Consider the following 24,452-nt stretch of genomic DNA (forward strand, 5'->3'; position numbering starts at 1 on the left):
TTTTTGTTTAAAGTTCTACTTTTGTTATGACAATTTCGGCTGATTCGGCTATTGTCATTGTGTCGCCATCATCAAATCTCGAATTTAAACCTGTATCGTAGCCATCGAAATTTCTCATTTCCAAAAAAAATTGTTTAGTCATTTCTAAAGTCTCTTTATCTTGCAATGATATTTTGTTGAAGTAATTATTTTTTGAACCCTTTAATTTTTGTTCAAAAACAGTTAAATTGACTTTGATATCAGTAAGTTCCTTTGTATTGATAATGTCAATATTTTGGTTACTATTTAGCTCTTTTTGGGAAATAAACACATCATCTAGGTCTTTATCTAAATTGTTTTCTGGTAGTAAAGAAAAAAACATTTCAACATCATTTTTGAAATTTTCATCTTCTTTAAGTAGAGAGCTAAATAAGCTTTTTGCATCGTATCCCTTACTTGGGAATACATTTTCTAAATTTATTTTTTTAGGAGATTTCATATTTTTATTATAAATAACAAATATAAATAAAATAAAAAAACATCATTAAATGATGTTCTTAAAATTGTTTTATGAAATCTTTATTTGTGGAGTCTGAATATTTATCTAAATCTTTGGCCATTTTCTTAAATTCTGTGTTTGATAATTCAGGAATCATAACTTTAAATGTAATTCTCAAATCACCAACTCTTCCATTCTTTTTAACACCTTTGCCATTTAAAATTATTGTTTGTCCATTTTGATAATTACGACGAAGTTTGATAGTTTCGTTACCATATGGAGTAGGAACTAAAACCTCATTTTCTTTAACGATATCTAGGAAAGATACTGGATATTCTAAAAATAGATTTAAACCTTTACGAATGTAGTGTTTATGGTCTTTTACATAAATTTCAACATACATATCTCCTGAAGGCCCGCCGTTTTCACCACGGTCGCCATATCCAGCAAGTTTAATTCTTTCGCCGGTGTCCGCACCTTCACTAACATTGAATGATACTTTTTTGTTTTTTCTAATATATTTTTCGCCTTTACATTGATTACATTTGTTGGCAATTATTTCTCCAACTCCATTACAATTGCGACATGTACCAACGGTATTTATTACACCAAAAGGTGTTCTTTGTTGAAATTGTTGTTGTCCTGAACCGTTGCAAACATCACATGTTTTGATATCTGAAGCATTTTGGGCACCCTTGCCATTACACAAATCACATATTTCTCATTTTTTTAATTCAAGTGTAACTTGTTTACCTTTGATTGCATCATTAAAATCAATTTGAATTCTAGATAGCAAATCATCCCCACGAGAAGGCCCATATGAGTGTGATGAACTTGAACCAGTAAAACTATTGAAAAATGAACCAAAAATATCACCAAAACCGCCCATATCGCCACCAAAACCGCCAAAGCCTTGTGGAGCATCTTCAGTGCCGTATTTATCGTAATTTGCTCTTTTTTCTTTGTCGCTTAATACTTGGTATGCTTCGTTTATTTCTTGCATTTTTTTATCACTTGTTCCATCTTTTAATTTATCTGGGTGATATTGCATTGCCAATTTACGGTAAGCAGTTTTAATTTCTTTTTCTGTTGCGTCTTTAGAAATTCCTAGAATTTTATAATAATCTTTTTTACTCATGTTTTATATTTTAGCACAAAAAGTATTAGAGTGCTAAATATTAATAATTAAAAAAATTCAGTGTTTTTTGTATTAAAACACTGAATTTTATTGACTATTTTATTCTTTTTAAGAAAAAATCTCTTTTTGCTATCGTGTAACTTGAGTAATAGGTTTTATAATAAGACTCATTTACAATTAAGCCAATAAATATAAAATATGATAAAGATGAAACAAATAAAGCTATATACATAAATGTTCCAATTGCTCCGTATTGGGTGTAATTGATAAGTGATGTTAAATATCCGAAAACACCAATGAAAATCATATTAGGGATTGTAGCTAATAATACGCCTGGTAAAACAGAGTTTCACGGCAATTTAAAACTTGGTGTCAGCTTGTAAATTAATGAAAAACCAAAGTATAAAACCAATATTAAGTAAAACATAAAACTAATGTAAAAAAATACTAGTTCGCCAACGACTGAAAGTCTTGGCACAATTAATTTATAAAAAGATATGTATATTAAAGAAACAATAAACAAATACAAACTAATGCCAAGAACAATAAAAAAGCCTTTTAGTCTATTTAAGAAAAAGTTACCTAGGTTTTCGTGACCATATATGTAATTTTGTGAGTATATAAAACGCCCTCAACCACTCGAACCTAATCATGTAGAACCGAACAATAAAATACCGATTGTTGTGTATTGCACACTCTGATTAATTTTAAAGTTTGGAATGTTTAATATTGATTTAACACCAGGAATTATCCGACTCAAAATAATGTCTAAAAACACTGTATTATAGCCATTGATGAATGACAACAACACAACAACAACTGTCAATATAGGAACAAAGGAGATTAGAAAGTAAAATGATAATGATATTGGAATAAACGCTGATTCTTTAGCCGTAAATTTTTGGTATGTACGATCTATCAACTCGCTTGACTTACTTTTATTTTTTCAACTCGTTTTAGGAGTTGAAATAAATAAAATTAACATTAAGAAAAATTTAGCAATTTTTTCAAATAGTCAAAAAGTGCTATTTTCATTTTGAATAATGTTGCGTGATACTCATGTTTTTTTTATTGTTTTTTTGTATGCTTTATACATTTTTTTTGGTTCAATACCAGTATAAATATTGTTGTTTGTTTCTTTCATATGTATATTATAAAAAGATATTAAAAAAAGCAATATTTAAATTGCTCTTTATTATGTGAATAATAATTGACAAAGAATTATTCAAATCGGTAAAAAAACGATTGAAGCCAGTGTTGAAAGCGCCGATGCACGAGCTGTAAACGTTGGGGCCTTATTGTATGACAATGCGATTGCGGCCGGAACTGCTCCTGGTGGTGTTGCACTAACAACAACGATTGATAGTGCCGCAACAGCACCAACTTTATGATTTGAATTATAAAGTGAATACATTACACCCAACATTAATAATGGGATTATTACAATTTTAACAATTGTGTAAAATCAGACTCATTTATCAGTGAAAACAGCTCTAAGTTTGCTTTCACTCATTTTCATTCCGACAGTTAATCAAACAAGTGGTGTACATAAAGATGCTAACATATTGGCGATATTTTTAAAGTATGGCATTGTCACGCCTGCGTCCATTCAACCAGATGCAGTTAATGTCGTGCGTTCGTATATAGATTTTGCAATATTGTAAATGTATTTATTACCTTCAGCATCAAAATAAATTGGTAGGAAATTAACACCATAACTTGCTTTTTTGACTGTTAATACTGATTCATTATTGGCTAAATTCAATGTTTTAGACACGGCTTGACTGTGTTCTCCTATAGCAGGAATTAATTGAGTTAATCACAACGCAAGCCCAATAAAAGTAATAAGTAAAGTTGTATTTGTTGCGAGTTTTTTTAAGGTATTACCCATATTTTTTTTATTGAATTTCAAACCAGTAAACATCATAAAGCAGTATGTGTATAAAAACATGCGTTGAGGAACATTAAATATGCTTACACTCAATATTGAAGTTGCTTCGTTTATTGTGCCACGATAAAATTCAGTAATAATTGGTAGGCCAAATGTTGTTGTGGAACCAAAAATTAACAGCATTCACATTGTCAATACTCTTTCTCGTGGTATATCACCATTTGAAGTGCGGGCAAGTGTATTGACAATTGATTTTGAGTTGCTTTTTTTAATGAAAACAGGAAGTTTTCAATCACACTTAATTCATAGCCAAGAGACTATTGAAAGAATAAAATAAAACAAAAATGAAATCAATAAGATTCAGGCTTGTTCTTTTAATTTTTGCATTGTCAAAGAAGACATGAAACCTTTAATAGCAATTGCTGGCAATGCGATTTCTAAGACAATTTTACTCATTGGCCCTATTCACTCAGTTTTAAATATTGATGCTTTCGTGAGTAAAAAACCAATAAAAATAACTAAAATAGAGGCAATACAAACCCCAATTAAATTGGAGTTTGTGATCGTAGATATAAACAACTCTTTCATAATAAAAAATTATACTCCCTCCGTACGAAATAATATTTTGTTTGATTTAATTTAAAAAAATTCCAAAAATGGAATTTATTAGTTTTTCAGTACAGACGAAATTGTTTCTTTTGTAGGGTTTTTTACTAAAAATGTTCCTGCTACACAAGCATCAGCACCTGCTTTAAAAGCTTGTGGTCCAGTTGTATCGTTGATCCCTCCGTCAACTTGAATTAAATATTGGTATTGATTTTTAGATCTTAATTTTTTTAATAAACTTATTTTATCTAAGGCTGTTGGGATAAATTTTTGGCCACCAGCTCCTGGTTCAACTGACATTACTAAAACAAGAGCGACATATGGCAGAAAATCTTGAATTTCTTCAACATTTGTTTGTGGTTTGATAGCTAAACCAATTCTATAATCGTGGTGTTTTTTTTCTAAAAATTCCAATAATTCATCATGGTCTATCGCTTCATAGTGAATAGTGGTAATATCCACAACATCTTTGAATTTGTCTAAATAATCCAGTGGTTTTTCAACCATTAAGTGTGCATCCATGAAGTGTTTCGATGTGTTTTGTTTTATATCAATAATTTCTTCTAGTTCAATAGCCTTATTAGGAACAAATTTTGCATCCATCACATCATAATGAATTCATTCAATGCCCTCATTAATTAAGGTTTGTGCCATTTGTGCTCTTTTGCCTTCTTCAACATTCAATAATGAAGGTGTTACATATTTTTTACTCATTTTTTGCCTCTTTCATCATTTTTAAATAGTTTTTATATCTTAATTCAGGAATAATGCCGTCTTTGACGTGTAATTTTATATTGCAATATTCTTCAGGTTCGTTTAAATGTAAACAAGATTTAAACTTGCACATCTTTGACAATTCCTTAAATTGTTTAAAAGATTGTGCTAATTGAATTTTTGATAAATTTATATCAAAACTCGAAAATCCAGGAGTATCAATTAATTCCCCGCCTAAAGTCTCAATAATTTGAACTGTTCGAGTTGTGTGCTTCCCACGGTTTGCAAATTTAGATATTTCTTGGGTTTGAAAATTTGTTCCCGCTATTACATTGATAAATGTTGTTTTACCAACTCCCGATTGACCCATTAATGATATGACCTTTCCGTTAAAGAAATGTTTAATTTTTTCTTTAAGATTAGCATCCTGATAATCAATATCAAAAACATCATAGCCCATTGCCCGATAAGTATTTTCTCACTCGCTGAGTGCTAAATCAACTTTAGTAATAAACAAAATTGGTTCAATATCATTAGCTTCAATAAAAGCTAAATATTTATCAACTAAATAGGGTTGAAATTTTGGTTCAACTACAGACATTACAACAACAATTGCGTCAATATTTGCTACTTTAGGACGCACAAAAACGTTTTTACGTTCGTAAACTTTTGAGATATAACCATCAGTTTCGAACTCAACTATATCGCCGACCACAGGGTCTATATTTTTGTGTCTAAAAACCCCTGCGGCTGGTAAAAAGTGAGTTTGATTGTTTTCGTCTTTAATATGGTATCTTCCACCGGTTAATGAATAAATTTTTCCTTTCAACATAACTCCTAAATTAAAATTGTTAGAACAATAATACCGATTATAAATAACAATGTCAGTATAACGATTGCCGAAATAATAAATTTATTAGAATTGATGATGTCTTGAAAACTTATTTTACTTCTAGCTCTTTTAGGATTATAAGGTTTTTCGTAAAATCTTTCAGGACTGGTGCTGGTTTTTAAATCATGATACATTTCTCACATATTTTTGTATCTATTATCGGGGTCTTTGGCAGTTGCTTTAGCAATGACATTACTCAAAGCCTGCGGAATATCAATTATTTTAGTAATTTCGGGCATTGGTTGACTTTTTTGTTTATTTATTGTGTCAATCGCATCTCGGCCTTTAATTGGATACTCACCGCTCAGCATTTCGTATAACATAATTCCCAAAGCATAAATATCAGTTTTTTCAGTAGGGTTATTGCCAGCAATACACAATTCAGGTGCCATATAATACACAGTTCCAATTACTTTGGTATCTTTTGTGTAACGTTGGCTATCTTCGGATAACGCCAATCCTAAATCAATAATTTTGACTTCACGATCTCTGGTTATTAAAATGTTTTGACTTTTGATGTCTCGGTGAATTATTTTACTATTATGCAACTCACTAATTCCGTCAGCAATCTGCATTGCATAATTAGCTGCAGTTCTGGCAACTAATTTCCCGTTTTTGTTAATAATCGTTTTTAAATTTTCCCCATCAATGAATTCAGTCACTAAATATTGTTCATTATCGCCAATATACGAATCGATGTATTGTGCAACACGTGATGATTTTACTTTTTTATACAGGTTTATTTCCTGCTTGAATCTCTTGATTGTTGTTTCTGTATCAGCTTGATTTTTAACTAAAAAATATTTCAAAGCGTAATAAATACCAGGTTTTCCAATTTCTTCAACCTTGTAAACTTCGCTAAAACCGCCATGCCCAATTTTGGCGATTATTTTATATTTTTGTAAGGCAACACTATTTTTATTGATTTGCATTATTTGCTCCATTCGTCAATATTTGAAAGAGAGGCATAAACAGCCGAAGCATTATCTGTTGAGCGATTATCCAATGCTTCTTGAACTAAGACTTCAACTATTTTCTGTGCTTTAATTTCTTTCTTGATAATTAATTCAATCGAAGGTTTCTCTAAAAAATTATGGACTCCATCGCTGGTGCAAAGTATGCTATGCACTGCTTTGATAGAAGCTGATAAGTCAAAGATTTCAATTTTTGTTTTTTTAAGTGGACCTAACGCCGAGGTTAAGGCCATGTTGTATTTAACGTTTCTGGCTTTTAATTCAGTGTAATTTTCTTCATTTATAAGTCGATTATACAAATTATGATCGACTGTAATTTGTTTCAAATCACCACCTTTAGTTAAAATATAAGTTCTTGAATCACCAATGTTAAAAATATATAAAAAACCATGTACTTCGCTATAAATTGCGGCCGTTACCGTTGTTCCCATATCTAAATATGCTTCTTCTACATTGGCAAAAGTTTTCATTTCTAGTCGTGCATCATTAACAACTGATTTAAATCATAAAGAAACGGAATTAACATCAAATTTCTCTAACGGCATCATTTGAGCAAATTTCTTACTGAATGTATTTACTGTAATATTCGAAGCTTTTGAACCACCATAATGCCCGCCCATACCATCACAAAGCAAAAGCATGTGAATGTTATCTTTGTGAAAAATACCTACGGCATCTTGGTTGCTATTTCGAACATTTCCTTTAACACTTAATTGAGCAAAATTATTCATGTAGTTCTTTCAATAGTAATTCTTTTATTTCTTCAGCGGCTCTATAAGGGTCATCGTTAACAACATTGTATTTAAAAATATGTCTGTCAGCTAACTCATGACTTGCTTTTTGCAGTCTTTGATCAATAGAATCTTTGGTTTCGGTGTTTCGACCAATAATTCTGTTTTTTAATTCATCAAATGACGGTGGCAAAATAAACACAGTAATTATGTTGTATTTGTTGAGATTTTCTTTATTTTCAAGAATTTTTTTAGTCCCTAATGTTTCGATTTCTAAAAAAGGAATTTTGTTATCTTTGTGAATATTATCTATTTCACTCAACAATGTTCCATAGTAATTATCGAAATGGAAGTTGTATTCCAACAATTCATTATTGGCAATTTTTTGTTCAAAATCTTCCTTGGAAATAAAAAAGTAATGAACACCGTCTATTTCGCCAGTCCGTGGTTTACGTGTTGTCGCTGAAACAGAAAGTTTAAATTTTAAATCTTCATTTTTAAATAATATTTGCTCAATAGTTCCTTTTCCTACCCCGCTAGGGCCGGTGAAAATAATTATTGGTTTCTTTTTACGATTATTAATATTCATAGTTTTATTATTATAAATTAATTTTTATATTAATATAAGAGATTATTTGCTAAGAATAACGAAAGCAAAATAAAATCAGTAATTTTTCTTTATTTTTGTTATTTTTTTCAATATTTTTATTGAAAATTTAGCAAAAATAATTTTCAACATCTATCCAATTTAATATTTAATTAATATTATTTATCTATATTAATATATAATTGAAATTACATTACAAAGTGGAGGTAGTTATGACTGTTCTTATAATAACAATAGCGCTAATTGTTATTGCAATAATCATTATCATTATTTCGCTAATGATGTCGCCTGATTCTAATGGTTTTTCAGGTGCATTAGTTGGTTCTGGAGATCTAGAATTATTTAAAAACTCAAAAGAAAGGGGAGTTAAAAAATTTATGAAGTGAACAATGTTTACAATGGGTATCCTTGTAATCATTTTTGCGCTTTTAATTAAATTTTTGTTATAAAACATGATAGAAGAAAAAAATATTTTTAATTTTGTTAAATCAAACCCTAAGTCAAATTTCGTTAATATCGCTAAGGGTTTAAAAATACCTTTTGATAAAAACAAACAATTGACACAGACTTTAATGAAAATGTCTAAAAACAATCAATTGTTATACACAAGAGACAAAAACTATGTTGCTATTGAATATTTAGACACCATTGAAGGTAAATTGAAATACGCAAAAGACGGTAGATTCGGCTTTATTGACATTGAAATAGAAGGTGAAGAAAGAGTATCGTACTTTGTGTCATCAGTTAATTTTAACGGTGCTTTATCAGGAGACCAAGTTAAAGCTAAAGTTTATAAACAACTTGATTCACAAGAAGAAAAAGAATATGCAGTGGTAGTGCAAATTAAACAAAGAAACTCAACAACACTTAACGGTGTGATTGAGTTGAAAAATAACATTTTAAGCTTTAGACCTCTTAAAAATGACTTTAAAAGCTTTGATTTTGTTATCAAGGAATTTAAAGTCGACTCGAGAATTGATGACCTTGTTGTCGCAAAAATTACCGATTACAATAAAAAGACTTTAACAATAGATATTGTTGAAAAAATATCTAATATTTCAGACCCACTTTGCTATGTTAAGTCACTTTTAGCTGAGATGCAACTACCAAAAGGTTTTGAAAAAGAAGTTCTAGATGAAGCGGCTACTATTCCGGATACAATTGATGCTAAAGGAATGAAAAATAGAGTTGATTTTCGTGACGAACTAGTCATCACTATTGATGGCGAGTCTACAAAGGATTATGATGATGCTATTTCGATTAAAAAGATTGACAATAAGTATTATCAATTAGGAGTTCATATTGCTGATGTGAGCTATTATGTTCGTGAAAATAGTGAAATTGATAAAGAGGCATTAAAACGTGGTACTTCTACTTATTTAGCTAATCAAGTCATTCCGATGTTACCGGAAAAATTATCAAACGGTATTTGTTCACTTAACCCCAACGAAGATAGATTTACTATGAGTATCTTGATTGACATTGATAATAATGGTAAAACGATTAAGTCAAATATTGTCCAAGGGATAATAAATTCTAAATACAGATTAACATATAAAAGAGTCAATGATTTTATAGACAATAAAGTTAAATTTACTGATAATTCATTGAATAAAATGTTGAATATCTTGTATGAATTGACACAAAAAATCCGTAAAGTTAAAAATGAAGAAGGATATATTGACTTAGAAATTGAAGAGCCAAAAATTATTCTTGACGAAAACAACAAAGTTGTTGATGTTGTTGTTGATAGAAGCGGTACCAGTGAAAAAATGATTGAAGATTTTATGGTTAGGGCAAATGAAGAAGTTGCTAAGACATTAGCAAAAAATAAAATACCTTTGTTATACCGTGTTCATGAAACACCATCAGAAGAAAAAATCAATCAATTTAAACAAGTGATGAACTCATTAAATATCAAAGTTGAAGTTGATAGCCTAAATTTAACTCCTAAATCATTCCAAAACACTATTGAAAAAATTAAAAAACAACGCTTTGATAGTTTCTTACAAACCATGTTTTTAAGAACTATGTCTAAGGCTGTTTATAGTGTTGAAAATATTGGTCACTTTGGTTTAGCGAGCGAATTTTACTGCCATTTTACAAGTCCAATTCGTAGATATCCAGACTTAATTGTTCATCGAGTAATTAGAGATATTTTAATCAATAAAGATCGTACAAAAATTGAGCACATGAATAAAATTTTGCCTGCCATAGCTGAATTGAATAGTGAATCAGAACAGAAAGCAATGCAGGTTGAACGTGATACAAATGATTTACTTTATGCAGAATATTTTGCCGATAAAATCGGTCAAAGCTACAATGTGCAAATTGTAAGTATATTGAAATTTGGTATGTTTGTTGAATTTGAAAACAAAACAAATGCTTTAGTTCATTTATCAACCATGACTGACGATGAATATGTATTGAACACTGAAGGAACAGAACTTGTAGGAACCAAAACGAAAAACAAATACCGTCTTGGCGATAAAACATCTGTTGTCATATTGAGCACTGACCCAATCAACGGTAAAGTTGATGCTTGTCTAGTAAAAAATTATCAAGATTATTACAAAGCCTTGAAAGGCAAAATTAATAAAACAAATTCTTAAAATGAAAAATAGAAATCTTGTTAAAAATTCACTTGGTTTTGATTCTGATTTATATGTTTTTCAAGATAAAGACATGTTTAATTATTCAGTGGACACGATTTTATTGGGTAATTTTGTCTTTTTAAACAAAAGAATAACAAACATGCTTGAAATTGGAACAAATAACGGTGCTTTATCAATTTTTATTAGCGATAGACATAAAGATTTACACATTGATGCAATTGAAATTCAGGAAAAAGCAGCTGAATTAGCTATTCAAAACATTGCGATGAATAATAAAACCGATCAAATTAGTGTTATCAATATTGACTTTAACGTTTTTTACAAAGAGCATATGAAAAGTAGTGCAAAAAAATATCAGTCAATTGTTGTTAATCCACCATTTTATACAATAGAGAACACAAAACTAACAAAAAATATCAATGAAGAGATGCTAATTGCAACTCACGAAGTTAAATTAAACTTAAAACAAATAATTGAGGGTAGTTCCAAAATTATCGAACAAAAAGGCTATTTAACAATGGTTATTCCTGTAGAGCGCATGGTTGATTGCTTCGAATATATGCGTCAATTTAAATTTGAACCTAAGCGTATACAAATGATTATTCCGCGCGTGGATGATAAACCAAAGTTAGTTTTAATTGAAGCTAGATATCAATCGGGATGAGGGTTACATTTTTTACCTAATTTATATCTGCATGATAACAATAATAAAAACAAACATGAATATTTACAAAATATTAAAGATCTATACAAACCAATCAAGGTTTAAGGAGTAAAATGAAAAAAACTTGCTATATTACAACACCGATTTATTACGCATCAGGGCCTTTACATATTGGGCATTTATATTCAACAATTATGGCAAGAACCCTTGCTAATTACAAAAAGATAATGGGTTATGATGTTAAATTTTTAACTGGTAGTGATGAACACGGGCAAAAAATTCAAAACAAAGCATTGAAAAATAATCAAAAACCTAAAGAATTTGTTGATGATTTAGTTAAAAGTTATATAGAAACCTGAAAAAAATGAAATATTGAAATTGACTATTTTTCACGCACAACATCTCCGCAACATGAAGCAACAGTTAAAAAAGTATTTAGTTGATTTTTAAAAAACGGCTTTATTTACAAAGATAAATACGAAGGTTTATATTCAATTGAAGATGAGGAATTTTTAACTAAGGCTCAAGCCTTAGAAATTGACGGAAAATTCTATCATCCAACTTCTAAACACGAGTTAACAAAAATGGCTGAAGAAAGTTACTTTTTTAAAATTTCAGCAATGCAAGAGTGATGAAGCGATTATGTTGCTAAAAATAGTAAATTTTTAATGCCTGAGAAAACATTAAATGAAATTCAAAGCAATTTTGTTAGCGAAGGTTTAGAAGATCTTTCGGTAACAAGAACTAATGTTGAATGAGCCATTCCAATTAATGAAGACAATAAACACACATTGTATGTTTGATTAGATGCTTTGTTTAATTATGTAACTGCATTGAATTTTGATTTAGAAAATCCAGGTGCTGATTTTGTTAAATATTGAGAAAAAGGTGATGAAATTATTCATATTTTAGGTAAAGAAATATCTAGATTCCACTTTATTTATTGACCAATGTTTTTGAAAGCAATAAATATCAAACAACCATCACACATTGTTAGTCACGGTTTGTTGCGTGATAAAGACGGACGCAAGATGTCTAAATCATTAGGCAATGCGATTGAGCCGGATTATCTTTACCAAAATTACCATCCCGAAATGATAAAATATTACTTTGCAAGTCAAATTATTTTTGGTGAAGACGGTAATTTTAGCGAAGAAAAATTGAAAGAAACAATTAACGCTGATTTAATAAATAATTATGGTAATTTAGTTTCAAGAACATTAAAAATGATTTCAAATTCATTTACAAGCGGAACAGTATATAAACATTCAAACGAACAAATTCACAAACAAATAGAAGATGAAATAATTGGTTTTGATTATGAATTTAGCTCTTTGATGGATAATTTTAAAATTGATAAAGCACACAAAAAAATAGTTGAACTTTCTTCAAAATTGAATAAATACATAGACGAAACAACACCTTGAAAATTAACAGATAATTTAGATAAACTAAATTTAATATTAAATAGATTGTTAAATGGTATTTATTCTTTATCATGAGCTTTACAAGTCACAATGCCAAACAAAATTAAAGAAGTTGCACAAGCTTTAAAAATTGATGAATTTAGTAAAGAGAATTTACACGATTTTACTAAATTTGACAACATTAAATTAGCTGATAAATTCATGTTTTTTGCCAGATTAAAATAAATAGACACACAGGTGTCTATTTTTTAATCATTTTCAGAATTAGTTAATTGCTCTTTTTCGTAAGTTCATTTACCGACTACAAACATTGCCACTAGGACATAAAATATATTGAATAATATTAAACGATTATCATTCAACTCGAAGAAACGATATTTATAGTATTTTATTGCAAAAGGTATTGAAATCATGTGTAAAATGATTGATAAAATAACACAAACTACAATTGCAATTAGTAATCCATAACCCAGTTTGGGTTGAGCTTTTTTCAATACGTTTCCTGCTACTGAAAGACCGATAAATATAGCAAAAGATGACAGAAAAAGAATTACCGAAATAATAAACAATGTATAAAAAGTATATTTATTTAATTTCATAATAAAAGTGTGTCAAACACACTATAAATTGGTTAATTCTTTTTCTTTTTGTGCAGTGATTTTGTTGATTAATTCAATTTTAGCATCTACATCTTTTTGAATAAGATCTTGAAAGCGTTTTTGTTCATCTTCACTTAATTCTTCATCAGCTTTGATTGCTTTCATTACTTCTTGACGAGTGTTTCTTACACCTACTTTTGCTTGTTCAGTAAATTTAGCTAAACTCTTAACCAACTCTTTTCTTCTTTCAGTGGTTAATGCTGGGAAAGTCAATCTAACTTGGTGTCCTTCATTGACTGGTGTTACACCTAAATTAGCGTGTAATATTGCTTTTTCGATTTCCTTAACAGAAGACACGTCAAAAGGCTTTATTAATAACTGCGCTGCCTCAGGAACTGAAATTGTTGCTAGTTCTTCAAGTGGAGTAGGAGTTCCATAGTAATCAACTTTAATTCCTTTAATTAATTGCGGGTTAGCTCTTCCGGTCGATATTTTTGATAATTCGAATTCATAGTGATGAATAGCTTTTGTTGCACCTTCTTCTAGGGTCATTTGATACATTTCTAATTCCATTATTTTGTTACCTCTGTTCTTTCTATAGTTCCTTCAATTGCTCTTAAAATAGCATTTTTTTCTTGAATGTCAAACACGATTAAGCCAATGTTGTTGTCTCTTGCCATTGATGTAGCTGTAAGGTCCATAACTTGTAATTTACGATCTAAAATTTCGTCATAAGTTATGACATCAAACTTTTTAGCATCCGGATTAATTTTAGGATCAGATTCATAAATCCCTTTTACTCCGTTTTTACCCATCAAAATAACATCTGCACCTATTTCAGAAGCGCATAATGTTGCTGCTGTGTCAGTTGTGAAATAAGGTCTACCTGTTCCACCTCCAAAAATAACAACTTCGCCATTTTCAAGATATTTGATTGCTTTTTCGTTGATGTAATATTCTGCCACTCTTTGGTCAATATTTAGCGAAGATTGAACTCTAGCTTTTAAACCAGCTTCTTCAAAACCGCTTTGTAATGCTAACGCATTCATAATTGTTGCAATCATTCCTATGTAGTCTGCACGGTTTCGTGGTATACCATTTTTTTCGGCACTTGCACCTCTTCAAAAGTTTCCACCACCGATAACAACACTAACTTGAATCCCTTTTTCAACTATTTGTTTTAATTGATTGGCAATGTTTTCAACTAATTCATAGTCAATTGCCAACGATTTAGATTTATTGGCTAGACCTTCGCCAGAAAGTTTAACCAGTATTCTTTTATATTTCATCTGATTGATCTCCTACTAATAATTATTAATATTATAAATGTTTAATTAAAAATCAACATTAAAACTTAAATTTACGAACTAATTCAAGGTAAAACGGCAATAAAAATCGCTAAATTCTTGGGCAATTGGTTTAATTGAGTAAGATAATAATAAAGATAGTATAATTTAAAATACAATTTAGGTACTTATGAATAAAAAAACAGTTTACGAAAGAATTATTCCAGGTATTTTGCTGGCTATATTTTTATTAGGCAGTTTAATTCCTTTATCTATTTTCTCGGCACAATATTATGTGTCCAGAGTTTTTTCGTTTGTTTTTATAGCGATTATTACTGCAATTTTAGTCTATGAATTTTTTAAATCGCAACGGATAAAATGGTATTGAGTAGTAACACTATCACTCATTGGGTTATCATTGGCGTTTATTCCCGTTCAAGAAATAACTCTAAGATGACTAAATCCTGCCACTGCGCAAGCGTTGTTTAAGCCCGAATTATTAGTTGAATATACGCGCATTATTGCGCTCGATCCATTTACAATAATTGTTTGTTTAGTGTTATCAGTTTGTTTGTTATTGATTGATTCATTTACTCGTGTTTATTCTCATTTTTCTCAAGTTATTATTCGTGCATTAATAGCCTTTGTGACTCTATATTTATTGGCTATATTTTCAAAAGTTTTCCATTTATTTATTGTAATTTCTGGTCAATGAAAATATTGATTTAGTATTAGTTTAATTGCTGCAGTTACTGATACATTTAGTTTTATTTTTGGTGTTTCATTCGGTCGCAAATTTATCAAAAAACCATTCACACCGACTATTTCGCCCAATAAATCGTGAGAAGGTTTTATTGGCGGTGTAATCAGTGGCGTAATCGCAACCTTTATTCTTGTCTACTCATTAGATTTGTTTGAAAATAATTATTTAAAAATTATTTTTGCTATTCTCGCTCCACTTTTTGCAGTGGTTGGTGATTTGTATTTTTCATTCATCAAACGCTCTAACGGTATTAAAGATTATTCTAAGATATTACGTGGTCACGGTGGTATTTTAGACAGACTTGATAGTATTTGCTTTATAACTGTTTTAAGTTTTGTATTAATTTTATTTACCAATGTTAAATTAGCATAAAAAAACCACTTGTTAAAAAGTGGTTTTTTATGCTTTGTTTTGTGAACCGAAGTCAATAATAATTTCTTTAACTTTATTTCGAATAGCGTTAATTCCATCTAAAAGAAATTTACGGACGTCAAAATTTTTAGCTATTAAATCTTTATCTGACTTAATAAAATCTCTGACTGCTTTATGAAAAACTATCTGAAGTTCAGTATTGACATTGATTTTGGCTATTCCTAACGATATAGCGCGTTTAGTTTGCTCGAATGGTATTCCAGATCCACCGTGTAAAACCAAAGGTATATTACAAATATTTTTTAAATCTTGTAATAAATTGAAATTTAAACCAGTTCAATTCGAAGGGTATTTACCATGAACATTACCGATACCGGCTGCTAACATATCAATACCTAATTCAGTAATTCTTTTTGCCTCATCAATATTGGTTAATTCACCGTTACTGATAACTCCATCTTCTTCACCACCGATTGTTCCCACTTCAGCTTCGACAGTTACATCAAATTTTTTCGCATATTCAACAACTTCTTTTGTATATGCTAAGTTTTTTTCTAAGTCTAAAGCTGAACCATCAAACATCACTGAAGTAAAACCAGCATCAATTGCTTTTAAACAACCTTCTTTTGTTCCATGGTCTAAATGAAGCGAAACGGGGACGGTTATATTTAAGTCGCGCAATAAGCCTTTCACCATCCCAACAACACTGTGATATCCACCAATATATTTGATTGCAGATTCACTAACTCCTAAAATTATTGGTGATTGCATTTCTTGGGCTGCTAAAAGAGTACTTTTTGTTCATTCAGTATTATTGATATTGATGTGCGGAATAGAATATTGATTGGCGTAAGCTTTCAGTATCATTTCCTTTGAATTTACTAAATTTGACATATTAAATTGTGAAGCCAGGTCTGATTGACCATTGTCCCTTTGAGTTTCTAATAAAGTTTGAATCAACAGTTAATAAACGGTACAATTCACCTAGTTTATTTACTCTTATGACACTATAATCTTTACCACTTTCAGAAGCTAAAATTTCTCACTTAGTTTTTAGTTCTGCTTCAACTTTATCGAATAAAAAATTGTATTCAACAAAGTTACCATTTTTGCATTCGTTGAATGCTATTTCTGATACAACATCTAACATTGTTTTCATAAAGACCTCCAATAGTTTTTTATTTTATAATGTTAATTATATTATCAATTTTATATTCAATAAAACACAATATAGAATATAAGATTAATTTTTAAATTTTAATTATTTAAAATTGCAGTTTAGCTGCAATTTAAATAATTAATTATAAGAATCAAGGAATTGAGAATAGACCTGCAATGTGTAAACTTAGAAGTATAATCATAATCACTGAAATTACAATGATAATTCCTAAAATTCAGTAAATTAGTTTAGATCATTCAGTTCTTTCAACTAAATGTCTGTGAATTTTACGCTGTGGCAGAGCAGTTAATTCTTCTTTTTTAGTTTCTAATTGAGCAACTTGTTCTTCTTCAACTACTGGTTTTTTAAAGCCAGTTAATAATTGTGAAAATTCTCTCGATTCTCTATCGTTTTCTTTATCACGAACTACATATTTAGCCAAGACATTTTCATCTTGTCATTCGATTGAAGTAACAACTAAATTATATTTAAATCTATTTTTAACTTCTTGTAACTGAACATCTTTTGCAAATTTTTCTTCTGGGTTTTCAACGTATAGTTCAAAGCCGCTAGCTATTTGATCTAATTCGCTAACTTTTCCACACATTTCGCTTTCACATTCGCATGCATCTTCTGTTTCAGGGTTTTTTTCTTCTTCAACAACAACTTCTTCTGTGCTGTCTTCAGTTAGTATTTCTTCAGTTTCATCTAAATCAATAATTTGAGTTGGTTCTTGATCAACTGAAACTTCTCTTTTATTCTTTTTAGTTTTAGGAGCAACATCAACAAGTTGTTCTTTATTAATGAATTCAATTACGTCTTCATCTTTAACTTGCGATTGGTTAATAACTTCTAGAATTTGTGCTGTTCTTTGTGGAGTAGCAGAACCTCTAAAAGCTCCGTTTTGGTGGAATCAAACTCTTGAGTTTCCTTCTAATTCGAAAGCAACTCTATTAAATTCGTCAACACCTTCTTTGAAGGTTTTGAAGTTTTGCAATTTTGCTATTTTTGCTCTTTTAAGGTTGAAAGAAATTACTCTTTTACCATCAACTTCATCGTATTTTTCAGACAAATAAAATCTGTTTAATTTTGGTTTTTTGTTTGTCATTTCATCCTTTCCATTATTCATTATGAGTAAATAACTGTGTGTAACGCTCTAAATGCTTTACTTAATTTAAATTTCAATAATTAATATTTTTTGGCGCCTTGTAAATAATTAATTAGTTGGTAAATCTAAATAAATTTTTGTTGTTAACGCTAGAACAATAATGAATAAAACGATCGCAACTATGAATAGCAATGAAACATTTTTTCATCTTGGATCTAGAAATACTAATTCGTGATCATCGTGTAATAATTTGTTTTCGATGATGTATGAAAGAGCATTACCTGCTTCAACATTTTCTTTTTTAACTTTTGCTAAAACATCTTTAAATTCATTTAAAGATAAACTTCCGACGAATTTTTTGTTTTTTACAACCCAGATTCTTGATTCTTGTTCGTTACCAAGAGATAATTCTTCGACAGTTGAAGTTAAATCATCAAGGTTAGAAAACCCAGTTTTTTCTCCTGTTTGGGCGATTTCAAGATTGAATTTTTCAGAATCTTTACTTTTGTCTTCAGAAATAAAAAATTTAAATAATTTTAATGAGCTCATATTATTTCCTTTCTGTATTTTATTTTTAATTTAATGTTTGAATTATACCAAATATTAATTATTAATTTTTGATTTTTATATATAAAAAGACTGAAAAAATACTGAAATTGACTCAGCACTTTTCAAAAATAAAGTCTTATTTTTTTCTTTTGTCTTTGTGTTTTTTGTTTATAATTCTTATGCAAATATGGCGAATGTGGTGAAGCGATTAACACAGCGGGTTGTGGTCCCGTCATGCGCGGGTTTGAATCCCGTCATTCGCCCCATTTTTTTTATACTTTTTTTGACTTATTAGTATTTGACAACATCTCGGTTCATAATTTATAATATTTAATATGAAGTTTCTTGAGCATGAAATAAAAAAATCAAAGTTTTATAGTGTTTGTTTACCTATTAATTCAAAAGAAGAAGTTAAAGCGATTAATGCAGAATTATGAAAAAAATTCAAAAAAGCAACACACATATGTTATGGATATTCTTTTTTGAATGAGGGGATAATAAATGCTGGTTTTGATGATGACGGCGAACCAAAAGGAACTGCCGGCAAACCTATTAGGGATTTACTTATAAAAACAAGTACTCAAAATTTAGTAATTTTTGTGGTTAGATATTTTGGTGGCATCAAGCTAGGCGCTGGTGGTCTAGGCAAAGCATATACAAAATCAGCTTCGCAAGCACTCAATGATTTTAAAAAGGAGAATGTATCATGATAGCTGTAATCGGAAAAATCGGAGTTGGCAAATCAACTTTTCTAAAAAATTGTGGCTTAGAAGCTTCAAAAATTTTCTTTGCTGATGAATTTGTGGAACAAGAATATAAAAAAAGAGGCAAAATTTATCAAGAAATTAAATTGAAAATCGGTGAATTTTTATTAGAAAATGATCATGTTTCAAAAAACAAAATTCGTGAGTGATTAAACGAAAATAACACTAATATAGACATATTAGAAAAAGTCGTATTTCCTGTTATTTTTGATGAGCTAAAAAATGGGAATTATGAGATTGTAGAGATACCTGTTTTATATAATGAAAATATTAATTTTTTACCTTTGTTTTCTCTAATTTTATGCTTATCAACAAATGAGAAAAATCGCCAAAAAAATTTAATAAAACGCGGTGTGAATAAATTAACGATTAAAGCATTAGATGCAAAAAACGACCCAAAAATAGCCAAAAAAGCACTTTTTGGTAAGATAACGATTGTGGATATCTATGCTGACAACTTTACATCAACTCCACAAAATAAAAAAAATATCGATTTACTTAAGACAATAATCTAAAATGATTATACCTATGCCGAATCAGGCGCATTTTTTTAGAAAGGTAAATCATATGAAAAAAGATATTTATCCATATTTTATTGCTGAAAGTCCATCGATTATTGGCGGCGAGGATTTGAAAAATCTTCGTAAATTTTATGCACCTATTTTAGGTGCTAATGCAATTGTTTTGTATGAATATTTACGTGATTTAGCGATCGAGAAAAACAATAGCGAAGGATTTCATGATTACGACAACATAACCTATATGTTAAAAATGGATCTAAAAGAGTTAAATGAAGCTAGATTTTTATTAGAATCTGTTTCCTTAATATCAACATATATTGATGAATTAAAACGAAAAACATTATTTATTGTAGAAAAACCCCTAGATAGCAAAGGTTTAAAACAAAATATTTTTCTAGCTAATAAATTGGTAAAAATTATTGGTTTTGATAATTACAATCGAATCATAGGCAAAGAAAATAAAAGTATTTTACGTGTTGAATATCTTGAGGATGCTTCAACACGATTTGATGAAATGTTTGACATTGATACTTTAGACCTAAACTTGAACAAAGATCAAGATGACGAACAACAAAAACGCCCAGATACAACCGCAAATGATATCCAAGTTAAATTGGATTTAAATAACTTTAACTATTCGAACGTTTACGAAGCTATTTTAAAAACTAGTTCAGTATCGTTTTTCAGTCAAATTCAAGGTCAAATACCTACTAAAAACATTATCGATTTAATTAATGAAGCTAATAAAATAGGTTTTGACGACCAATGTGTTAATTTAATTTTTTATTATGCTAACGAAATGAATGGTTACATTAATTACAATTATGTAAGAAAAATAATCAAAGATCTAGCTAACAAAAATATAATTTATTTTGAACCGTTAGAGATATACATCGACACTTTAATTCGTGAAAAGAAAAAAATGTTGGTTACTAAAAAAGATCTTTTCAAAGCATCATATATTGAATCATTAAATGAAGGTGAAAAAGTATATAACGGGTAAAATATGGCAAAAAATCTAGATATCGATAAATATGTCTTTGATAATGATCAATTTAAAAAACATGTTGATAATTTAGTTAGAAGTTCTTTGAAATTACAAGTGGTTTTGCACCAAAATAAAGTTACAAAAGAAGAATTTTTAGATAATTTAGTTAAGTTTGTGGATTTAAGAGAATATTTAGAAAACCCTGATAATTGTCTTTTTGGTTATGAAATATTTCGTGATGATGAAAAAAAATTAATTTTTAAAAAAGTTCCCGCAACCAAAAAAATTGCAGAGTTGATGAATATCCAAAATAATCTTTGATTAAGTGATATTTCTAATATTAATAAAGATTTAAGATTAGGTCAAGTCAGTCTTATTTCCAGCAAACAAGATGAATTGGAAAAAAGAATGAATATGATCAAAGAAACCTTTGCTGAACACAAAAATATTTCTCTTAAAGGTGTCTTTGCGGTTAACAATGATGTTTTGCATAGCTCGAAATTAGCTCAAGCGTTAGCAAATGAGTTTGCAATATCAAACATCACAACGGTCTATATTAAAACACAGGACTTATTTAAAAAATTAAGATCAGGTTTCAATGATGGACAAAACCAAAATGCGCAAATTTTATCCATTTTGGAGCGAGCTGATATCGTAATTTTTGATGAGTTGGGCAATGAATCGGCCAATTCTTGATTCCTATTTGAAGTGATTTCGCAAATATTGTCAAAACGTGTTGTTTCCAATAAAATATCTATATTTTTCAGTAATTTATCAATAAAACAATTGTCAAATTACTACGAAAACCACCGTACTTTAGCAGATGAAAAACACAAAACATTGACTCTTATTCAAAAAATACAAGAGTCAACTATTGAAATTAATTTTTAACTTTATTTAATGATTTAAAACAGATAATTAAAAAAATAATTCCGACTTAAACCGGAATTATTTTTTAATACTTCTTAATGTTGGGAATAATAAAACATCTCTAATCGAACTGGTTTCAGTAAATAACATAACTAAACGATCGATTCCAATTCCACAACCACCAGTTGGCGGCATAGCGTGTTCAAGGGCGTCGATAAAATCTCAATCAATGTCGCTAGCTTCATCGTTACCTGCTGCTTTTTCTTCGATTTGTTTTTTAAATCTTTCTAATTGATCAATTGGATCAGATAACTCAGTATACATGTTGGCGTATTCTTTGGTGTTAATGAATAATTCTGCTCTTTCTGTGAATCTTGGATCATCACCGACAGCAGATAGCGGTGAAACTTCAATTGGGTGACCATAAACGAATGTCGGCTGAATCAATTCGCCTTCTACTAATTCTTCGTAAAGAGCATTGATTATGTGACCAACAGTAAAGAATTTTGATAATTTTACTTGATGTTCTTTTGCTACTGCAACAGCTTCATCCAAGGTAATATTTCTAAAGTCTTTTCCTGTTTTTTCATTGACAGCATCAACCATGTTTATTCTTTTGAAAGGTTGTGATAAATCAATTTCAACACCGTTATTGATGAATACACTTTTGCCTAATTTAGCACATATTTCTTTAAATAGTGTTTCAGTACGATTCATCATTCCTTCAACATTTGAATATGCTTCATAAAACTCGATTGTTGTAAATTCAGGGTTGTGTGTTGTATCATAACCTTCGTTTCTAAAAATTCTACCTAATTCATAGACACGATCAAAGCCACCAATAACTAGTTTTTTCAACGGAATTTCAGTAGCAATTCTCAAAACAAATTCTTGATTTAAAGAATTATGGTGAGTGGTAAAAGGTTTTGCCGCTGCTCCTGAAATATAATCGTGCAAGAATGGAGTTTCAACATCAAGATAACCTAAATTATTGAAATAATCTTTAATTCATTGAGTAATTTTTATTCTGTTTAGGAATTTTTGCTTTGAATCATCATTGACAATTAAATCAATATATCTTTTTCTATATCTTTCTTCCGCATCAACTAAACCGTGGTATTTTTCTGGTAGAGGTTTTAAGGCTTTAGATAAAATATCAATTTTATCAGCTTTGACTACAACTGCATCAGTCATAGTTTTCATAACTTCACCTTGTACTCAAATGATATCTCCGATATCAAATGTTGAAACTAAATCAGCATATTCAGTATTCTCTTTTTTATTGAAGTATGATTGAATAGTGCCTTTAAAATCTTTTATAACTAAAAAAGGCCCTCTTTTACCCATCAATCTTCCGGCGATTGATTTTATTATTTTTTTGTCGTGTAATTCCTCTTTGCTAAATTGTGCAAATTCAGCCATTAAATCTGCACTATAACTCAATTGACCAAGGTTATAGGCCTTCTTATAGGCGACAATGTTATCTTTTTTGTATTGTTCTAACTTATTTCTACGGACAAGTTCTTGTTCTGTAAATTTATTTTCCACTTTCGCCTCCTAATTTAAATAAATAAAGTGATAAAGTAATTTTACTAAAATTTATAAATTTTTAGTTTAAAAATGAATTAATGAGTAGCGTTTAAAACAAAATTTTAATAAAGTTTAATTATTTTTTTATTTTTTTCGGAAAAAGTATTAAAATTATTTTAATGGTCGCGTAGCTCAGCAGGATAGAGCACAAGCCTTCTAAGCTTGTTGTCAGAGGTTCGAATCCTCTCGTGATCGCCATTTTTTTATACTTTTTTTGATTATTAATCTATTTATTTGCATAAAAAACTAAAGTTGGTTTTGTCAACTTTAGTTTTTGAATAATTCTGATATATATACCACTGCATAAATGAAATCTCATGCTAATTTGTAGCCGAAGTACATACTTCACTTGATTAATTCCGCATTTGATTGTGCGTCAGGAGATAAATTTTTATAATTATGATTAAATTTAATGATTATTATTCAATCTATTCCCATATAAATTACTGTTAATAAAAATCCAAAAGCACTTACAAGGGTAAAAATTAATTTGCCTGAACTAAATCAAGACACAATCACTAAAATTATGAAGGTTACCAAAACAAACATTGAAATTGGTAAAAGTTTATTTAGTTTAATTAAATTGTAATAAGCCAATACTCCCATCAATAACATTGCTGCTGCTGGAATAAAGAATATAGCGATTAATTTAATAAGGTCTTGAGAAGGTTTAGAGAAATAAAATACATAGCTAAGCACAAAATAACCGACTAAGAACATAGATATTGATGCCAGCGGACCTAAAACATAGGCTTTCATTTTTGGACCAACTAGCATTATTACCATAACTAAAATGAAATTAATTATTGATCCGGTTAATAAAAACGCAAATGAAAAGATGCTTTGGGGCAGGTATTTAACGGTTGTGGTGAATGTAATAGCACCAATTATTGCAAAAATTAAGCCAATTGCAAAGGTTAATAGTGAACCGGCGATAATTCTATTGCCGCCACTTGCCCGAGTTTTAAAATTGTTTTTTATATTCATAAAAAAATTATAGCATATAAAAATAAAAAAATTGTCATGTAAGAAACAAAAATGTCCTCGTAGTATAAGAAACAAAAAAAGCCTTTTTGATAATATTTTATTGTGATTTAAATGACAATGATATTTATGAAAATTACTAAGTACAAAACCAAAGAAAAA

27 protein-coding genes and 2 tRNA genes are annotated in these 24,452 nt (G+C 29.5%); 11 read left to right on the forward strand and 18 right to left on the reverse strand.

Annotated elements, in window-relative coordinates; all coding sequences use genetic code 4:
* Positions 1 to 7 precede the first annotated feature (7 nt).
* The 9 genes from NXS15_RS00875 to gmk form a co-directional block, all read right to left on the reverse strand.
* Complete coding sequence (locus NXS15_RS00875; protein WP_259289992.1) at positions 8 to 478, reverse strand: hypothetical protein; 471 nt, start codon at positions 476 to 478, stop codon at positions 8 to 10.
* Between the two features lie 58 nt (positions 479 to 536).
* On the reverse strand, positions 537 to 1,616 hold the full coding sequence (locus NXS15_RS00880) for a DnaJ C-terminal domain-containing protein (protein WP_259289993.1): 1,080 nt from the start codon (positions 1,614 to 1,616) through the stop codon (positions 537 to 539).
* 94 nt (positions 1,617 to 1,710) lie between these two features.
* A complete protein-coding gene (locus NXS15_RS00885; RefSeq protein WP_259289994.1) occupies positions 1,711 to 2,760 on the reverse strand; it encodes a YihY/virulence factor BrkB family protein in 1,050 nt (349 codons plus the stop codon).
* 51 nt (positions 2,761 to 2,811) lie between these two features.
* The gene (locus tag NXS15_RS00890; RefSeq protein WP_259289995.1) at positions 2,812 to 3,963 is read right to left on the reverse strand and encodes an AEC family transporter; all 1,152 of its coding nucleotides are present in this window, start codon (positions 3,961 to 3,963) and stop codon (positions 2,812 to 2,814) included.
* A 210-nt stretch (positions 3,964 to 4,173) separates the two neighbouring features.
* Positions 4,174 to 4,827, reverse strand: a complete 654-nt coding sequence (locus NXS15_RS00895; protein ID WP_259289996.1) for a ribulose-phosphate 3-epimerase — start codon at positions 4,825 to 4,827, stop codon at positions 4,174 to 4,176.
* Entirely contained in the window at positions 4,820 to 5,659 is an 840-nt protein-coding gene (rsgA, locus tag NXS15_RS00900) for a ribosome small subunit-dependent GTPase A (protein WP_396888590.1), read from the reverse strand. Before rsgA ends, NXS15_RS00895 begins: the two co-directional genes overlap by 8 nt.
* A gap of 5 nt (positions 5,660 to 5,664) precedes the next feature.
* The gene (locus NXS15_RS00905) at positions 5,665 to 6,651 is read right to left on the reverse strand and encodes a serine/threonine-protein kinase (protein WP_259289997.1); all 987 of its coding nucleotides are present in this window, start codon (positions 6,649 to 6,651) and stop codon (positions 5,665 to 5,667) included.
* A complete protein-coding gene (locus NXS15_RS00910) occupies positions 6,651 to 7,424 on the reverse strand; it encodes a PP2C family serine/threonine-protein phosphatase (protein WP_259289998.1) in 774 nt (257 codons plus the stop codon). Before NXS15_RS00910 ends, NXS15_RS00905 begins: the two co-directional genes overlap by 1 nt.
* The gene (gene gmk / locus NXS15_RS00915; RefSeq protein ID WP_259289999.1) at positions 7,417 to 8,013 is read right to left on the reverse strand and encodes a guanylate kinase; all 597 of its coding nucleotides are present in this window, start codon (positions 8,011 to 8,013) and stop codon (positions 7,417 to 7,419) included. The genes NXS15_RS00910 and gmk overlap by 8 nt, the downstream gene beginning before the upstream one ends.
* 230 nt (positions 8,014 to 8,243) lie before the next feature.
* Here gmk and secG point away from each other — a divergent pair, with 230 nt between their 5' ends.
* Genes secG through metG form a run of 4 tightly spaced genes read left to right on the forward strand, consistent with a single transcriptional unit; the run spans position 8,244 to position 12,962 of the window.
* The gene (gene secG / locus NXS15_RS00920; protein WP_259290000.1) at positions 8,244 to 8,480 is read left to right on the forward strand and encodes a preprotein translocase subunit SecG; all 237 of its coding nucleotides are present in this window, start codon (positions 8,244 to 8,246) and stop codon (positions 8,478 to 8,480) included.
* A gap of 3 nt (positions 8,481 to 8,483) precedes the next feature.
* The gene (rnr, locus tag NXS15_RS00925) at positions 8,484 to 10,643 is read left to right on the forward strand and encodes a ribonuclease R (protein WP_259290001.1); all 2,160 of its coding nucleotides are present in this window, start codon (positions 8,484 to 8,486) and stop codon (positions 10,641 to 10,643) included.
* A gap of 1 nt (position 10,644) precedes the next feature.
* Positions 10,645 to 11,415: a tRNA1(Val) (adenine(37)-N6)-methyltransferase gene (locus NXS15_RS00930; RefSeq protein ID WP_259290002.1), complete on the forward strand. Its 771-nt coding sequence runs from the start codon at positions 10,645 to 10,647 to the stop codon at positions 11,413 to 11,415.
* Between the two features lie 8 nt (positions 11,416 to 11,423).
* Entirely contained in the window at positions 11,424 to 12,962 is a 1,539-nt protein-coding gene (gene metG / locus NXS15_RS00935; protein ID WP_259290003.1) for a methionine--tRNA ligase, read from the forward strand.
* Positions 12,963 to 12,985: 23 nt separating this feature from the next.
* On the opposite strand, the gene NXS15_RS00940 is transcribed toward metG, so the two are convergent.
* The 3 genes from NXS15_RS00940 to pyrH are packed head-to-tail and all read right to left on the reverse strand — an operon-like array spanning position 12,986 to position 14,625.
* Positions 12,986 to 13,336 carry a hypothetical protein gene (locus NXS15_RS00940; RefSeq protein ID WP_259290004.1) on the reverse strand — a complete coding sequence of 117 codons (351 nt, stop codon included), beginning with the start codon at positions 13,334 to 13,336 and terminating at the stop codon, positions 12,986 to 12,988.
* A 21-nt stretch (positions 13,337 to 13,357) separates the two neighbouring features.
* The gene (gene frr / locus NXS15_RS00945) at positions 13,358 to 13,909 is read right to left on the reverse strand and encodes a ribosome recycling factor (protein WP_259290005.1); all 552 of its coding nucleotides are present in this window, start codon (positions 13,907 to 13,909) and stop codon (positions 13,358 to 13,360) included.
* Positions 13,909 to 14,625 carry a UMP kinase gene (gene pyrH / locus NXS15_RS00950; RefSeq protein WP_259290006.1) on the reverse strand — a complete coding sequence of 239 codons (717 nt, stop codon included), beginning with the start codon at positions 14,623 to 14,625 and terminating at the stop codon, positions 13,909 to 13,911. Before pyrH ends, frr begins: the two co-directional genes overlap by 1 nt.
* A gap of 187 nt (positions 14,626 to 14,812) precedes the next feature.
* Here pyrH and NXS15_RS00955 point away from each other — a divergent pair, with 187 nt between their 5' ends.
* A complete protein-coding gene (locus NXS15_RS00955) occupies positions 14,813 to 15,757 on the forward strand; it encodes a phosphatidate cytidylyltransferase (protein WP_259290007.1) in 945 nt (314 codons plus the stop codon).
* A 27-nt stretch (positions 15,758 to 15,784) separates the two neighbouring features.
* On the opposite strand, the gene fba is transcribed toward NXS15_RS00955, so the two are convergent.
* The 4 genes from fba to NXS15_RS00975 all read right to left on the reverse strand — a co-directional run bounded on the left by fba (position 15,785) and on the right by NXS15_RS00975 (position 18,573).
* Positions 15,785 to 16,651 (reverse strand): class II fructose-1,6-bisphosphate aldolase, encoded by an 867-nt coding sequence (gene fba / locus NXS15_RS00960; RefSeq protein WP_259290008.1) that lies wholly within the window; start codon positions 16,649 to 16,651, stop codon positions 15,785 to 15,787.
* 1 nt (position 16,652) lies between these two features.
* Positions 16,653 to 16,916 carry a DNA-directed RNA polymerase subunit delta gene (rpoE, locus tag NXS15_RS00965; protein WP_259290009.1) on the reverse strand — a complete coding sequence of 88 codons (264 nt, stop codon included), beginning with the start codon at positions 16,914 to 16,916 and terminating at the stop codon, positions 16,653 to 16,655.
* Between the two features lie 142 nt (positions 16,917 to 17,058).
* Positions 17,059 to 18,045 (reverse strand): hypothetical protein, encoded by a 987-nt coding sequence (locus NXS15_RS00970; RefSeq protein ID WP_259290010.1) that lies wholly within the window; start codon positions 18,043 to 18,045, stop codon positions 17,059 to 17,061.
* An 87-nt stretch (positions 18,046 to 18,132) separates the two neighbouring features.
* On the reverse strand, positions 18,133 to 18,573 hold the full coding sequence (locus tag NXS15_RS00975; protein ID WP_259290011.1) for a hypothetical protein: 441 nt from the start codon (positions 18,571 to 18,573) through the stop codon (positions 18,133 to 18,135).
* A gap of 190 nt (positions 18,574 to 18,763) precedes the next feature.
* Between NXS15_RS00975 and NXS15_RS00980 the strand changes: the two genes are divergently transcribed.
* From NXS15_RS00980 to NXS15_RS01000, 5 genes are all read left to right on the forward strand, one after another.
* Positions 18,764 to 18,839, forward strand: a tRNA-His gene (locus NXS15_RS00980).
* Positions 18,840 to 18,908: 69 nt separating this feature from the next.
* Positions 18,909 to 19,286, forward strand: a complete 378-nt coding sequence (locus NXS15_RS00985) for a YigZ family protein (RefSeq protein WP_259290012.1) — start codon at positions 18,909 to 18,911, stop codon at positions 19,284 to 19,286.
* Positions 19,280 to 19,852, forward strand: coding sequence for a dephospho-CoA kinase (locus NXS15_RS00990; protein ID WP_259290013.1), 573 nt, complete (start codon positions 19,280 to 19,282; stop codon positions 19,850 to 19,852). Before NXS15_RS00985 ends, NXS15_RS00990 begins: the two co-directional genes overlap by 7 nt.
* Positions 19,853 to 19,904: 52 nt before the next feature.
* A complete protein-coding gene (locus NXS15_RS00995; RefSeq protein ID WP_259290014.1) occupies positions 19,905 to 20,861 on the forward strand; it encodes a DnaD domain protein in 957 nt (318 codons plus the stop codon).
* A gap of 3 nt (positions 20,862 to 20,864) precedes the next feature.
* Complete coding sequence (locus tag NXS15_RS01000) at positions 20,865 to 21,737, forward strand: ATP-binding protein (protein ID WP_259290015.1); 873 nt, start codon at positions 20,865 to 20,867, stop codon at positions 21,735 to 21,737.
* A gap of 57 nt (positions 21,738 to 21,794) precedes the next feature.
* On the opposite strand, the gene lysS is transcribed toward NXS15_RS01000, so the two are convergent.
* A complete protein-coding gene (gene lysS, locus NXS15_RS01005) occupies positions 21,795 to 23,264 on the reverse strand; it encodes a lysine--tRNA ligase (protein WP_259290016.1) in 1,470 nt (489 codons plus the stop codon).
* A 163-nt stretch (positions 23,265 to 23,427) separates the two neighbouring features.
* On the opposite strand from lysS, the gene NXS15_RS01010 reads away from it, so the two are divergent.
* Positions 23,428 to 23,504: transfer RNA gene (locus tag NXS15_RS01010), tRNA-Arg, on the forward strand.
* Between the two features lie 69 nt (positions 23,505 to 23,573).
* Here NXS15_RS01010 and NXS15_RS01015 read toward each other — a convergent pair.
* A complete protein-coding gene (locus NXS15_RS01015; RefSeq protein WP_259290017.1) occupies positions 23,574 to 24,293 on the reverse strand; it encodes an MAG0110 family membrane protein in 720 nt (239 codons plus the stop codon).
* Between the last annotated feature and the right edge of the window lie 159 nt (positions 24,294 to 24,452).

The sequence above is a fragment of the Mycoplasma sp. CSL7475-4 genome (genome assembly GCF_024834065.1).
GTDB lineage: Bacteria > Bacillota_I > Bacilli_A > Mycoplasmatales > Metamycoplasmataceae > Mycoplasmopsis.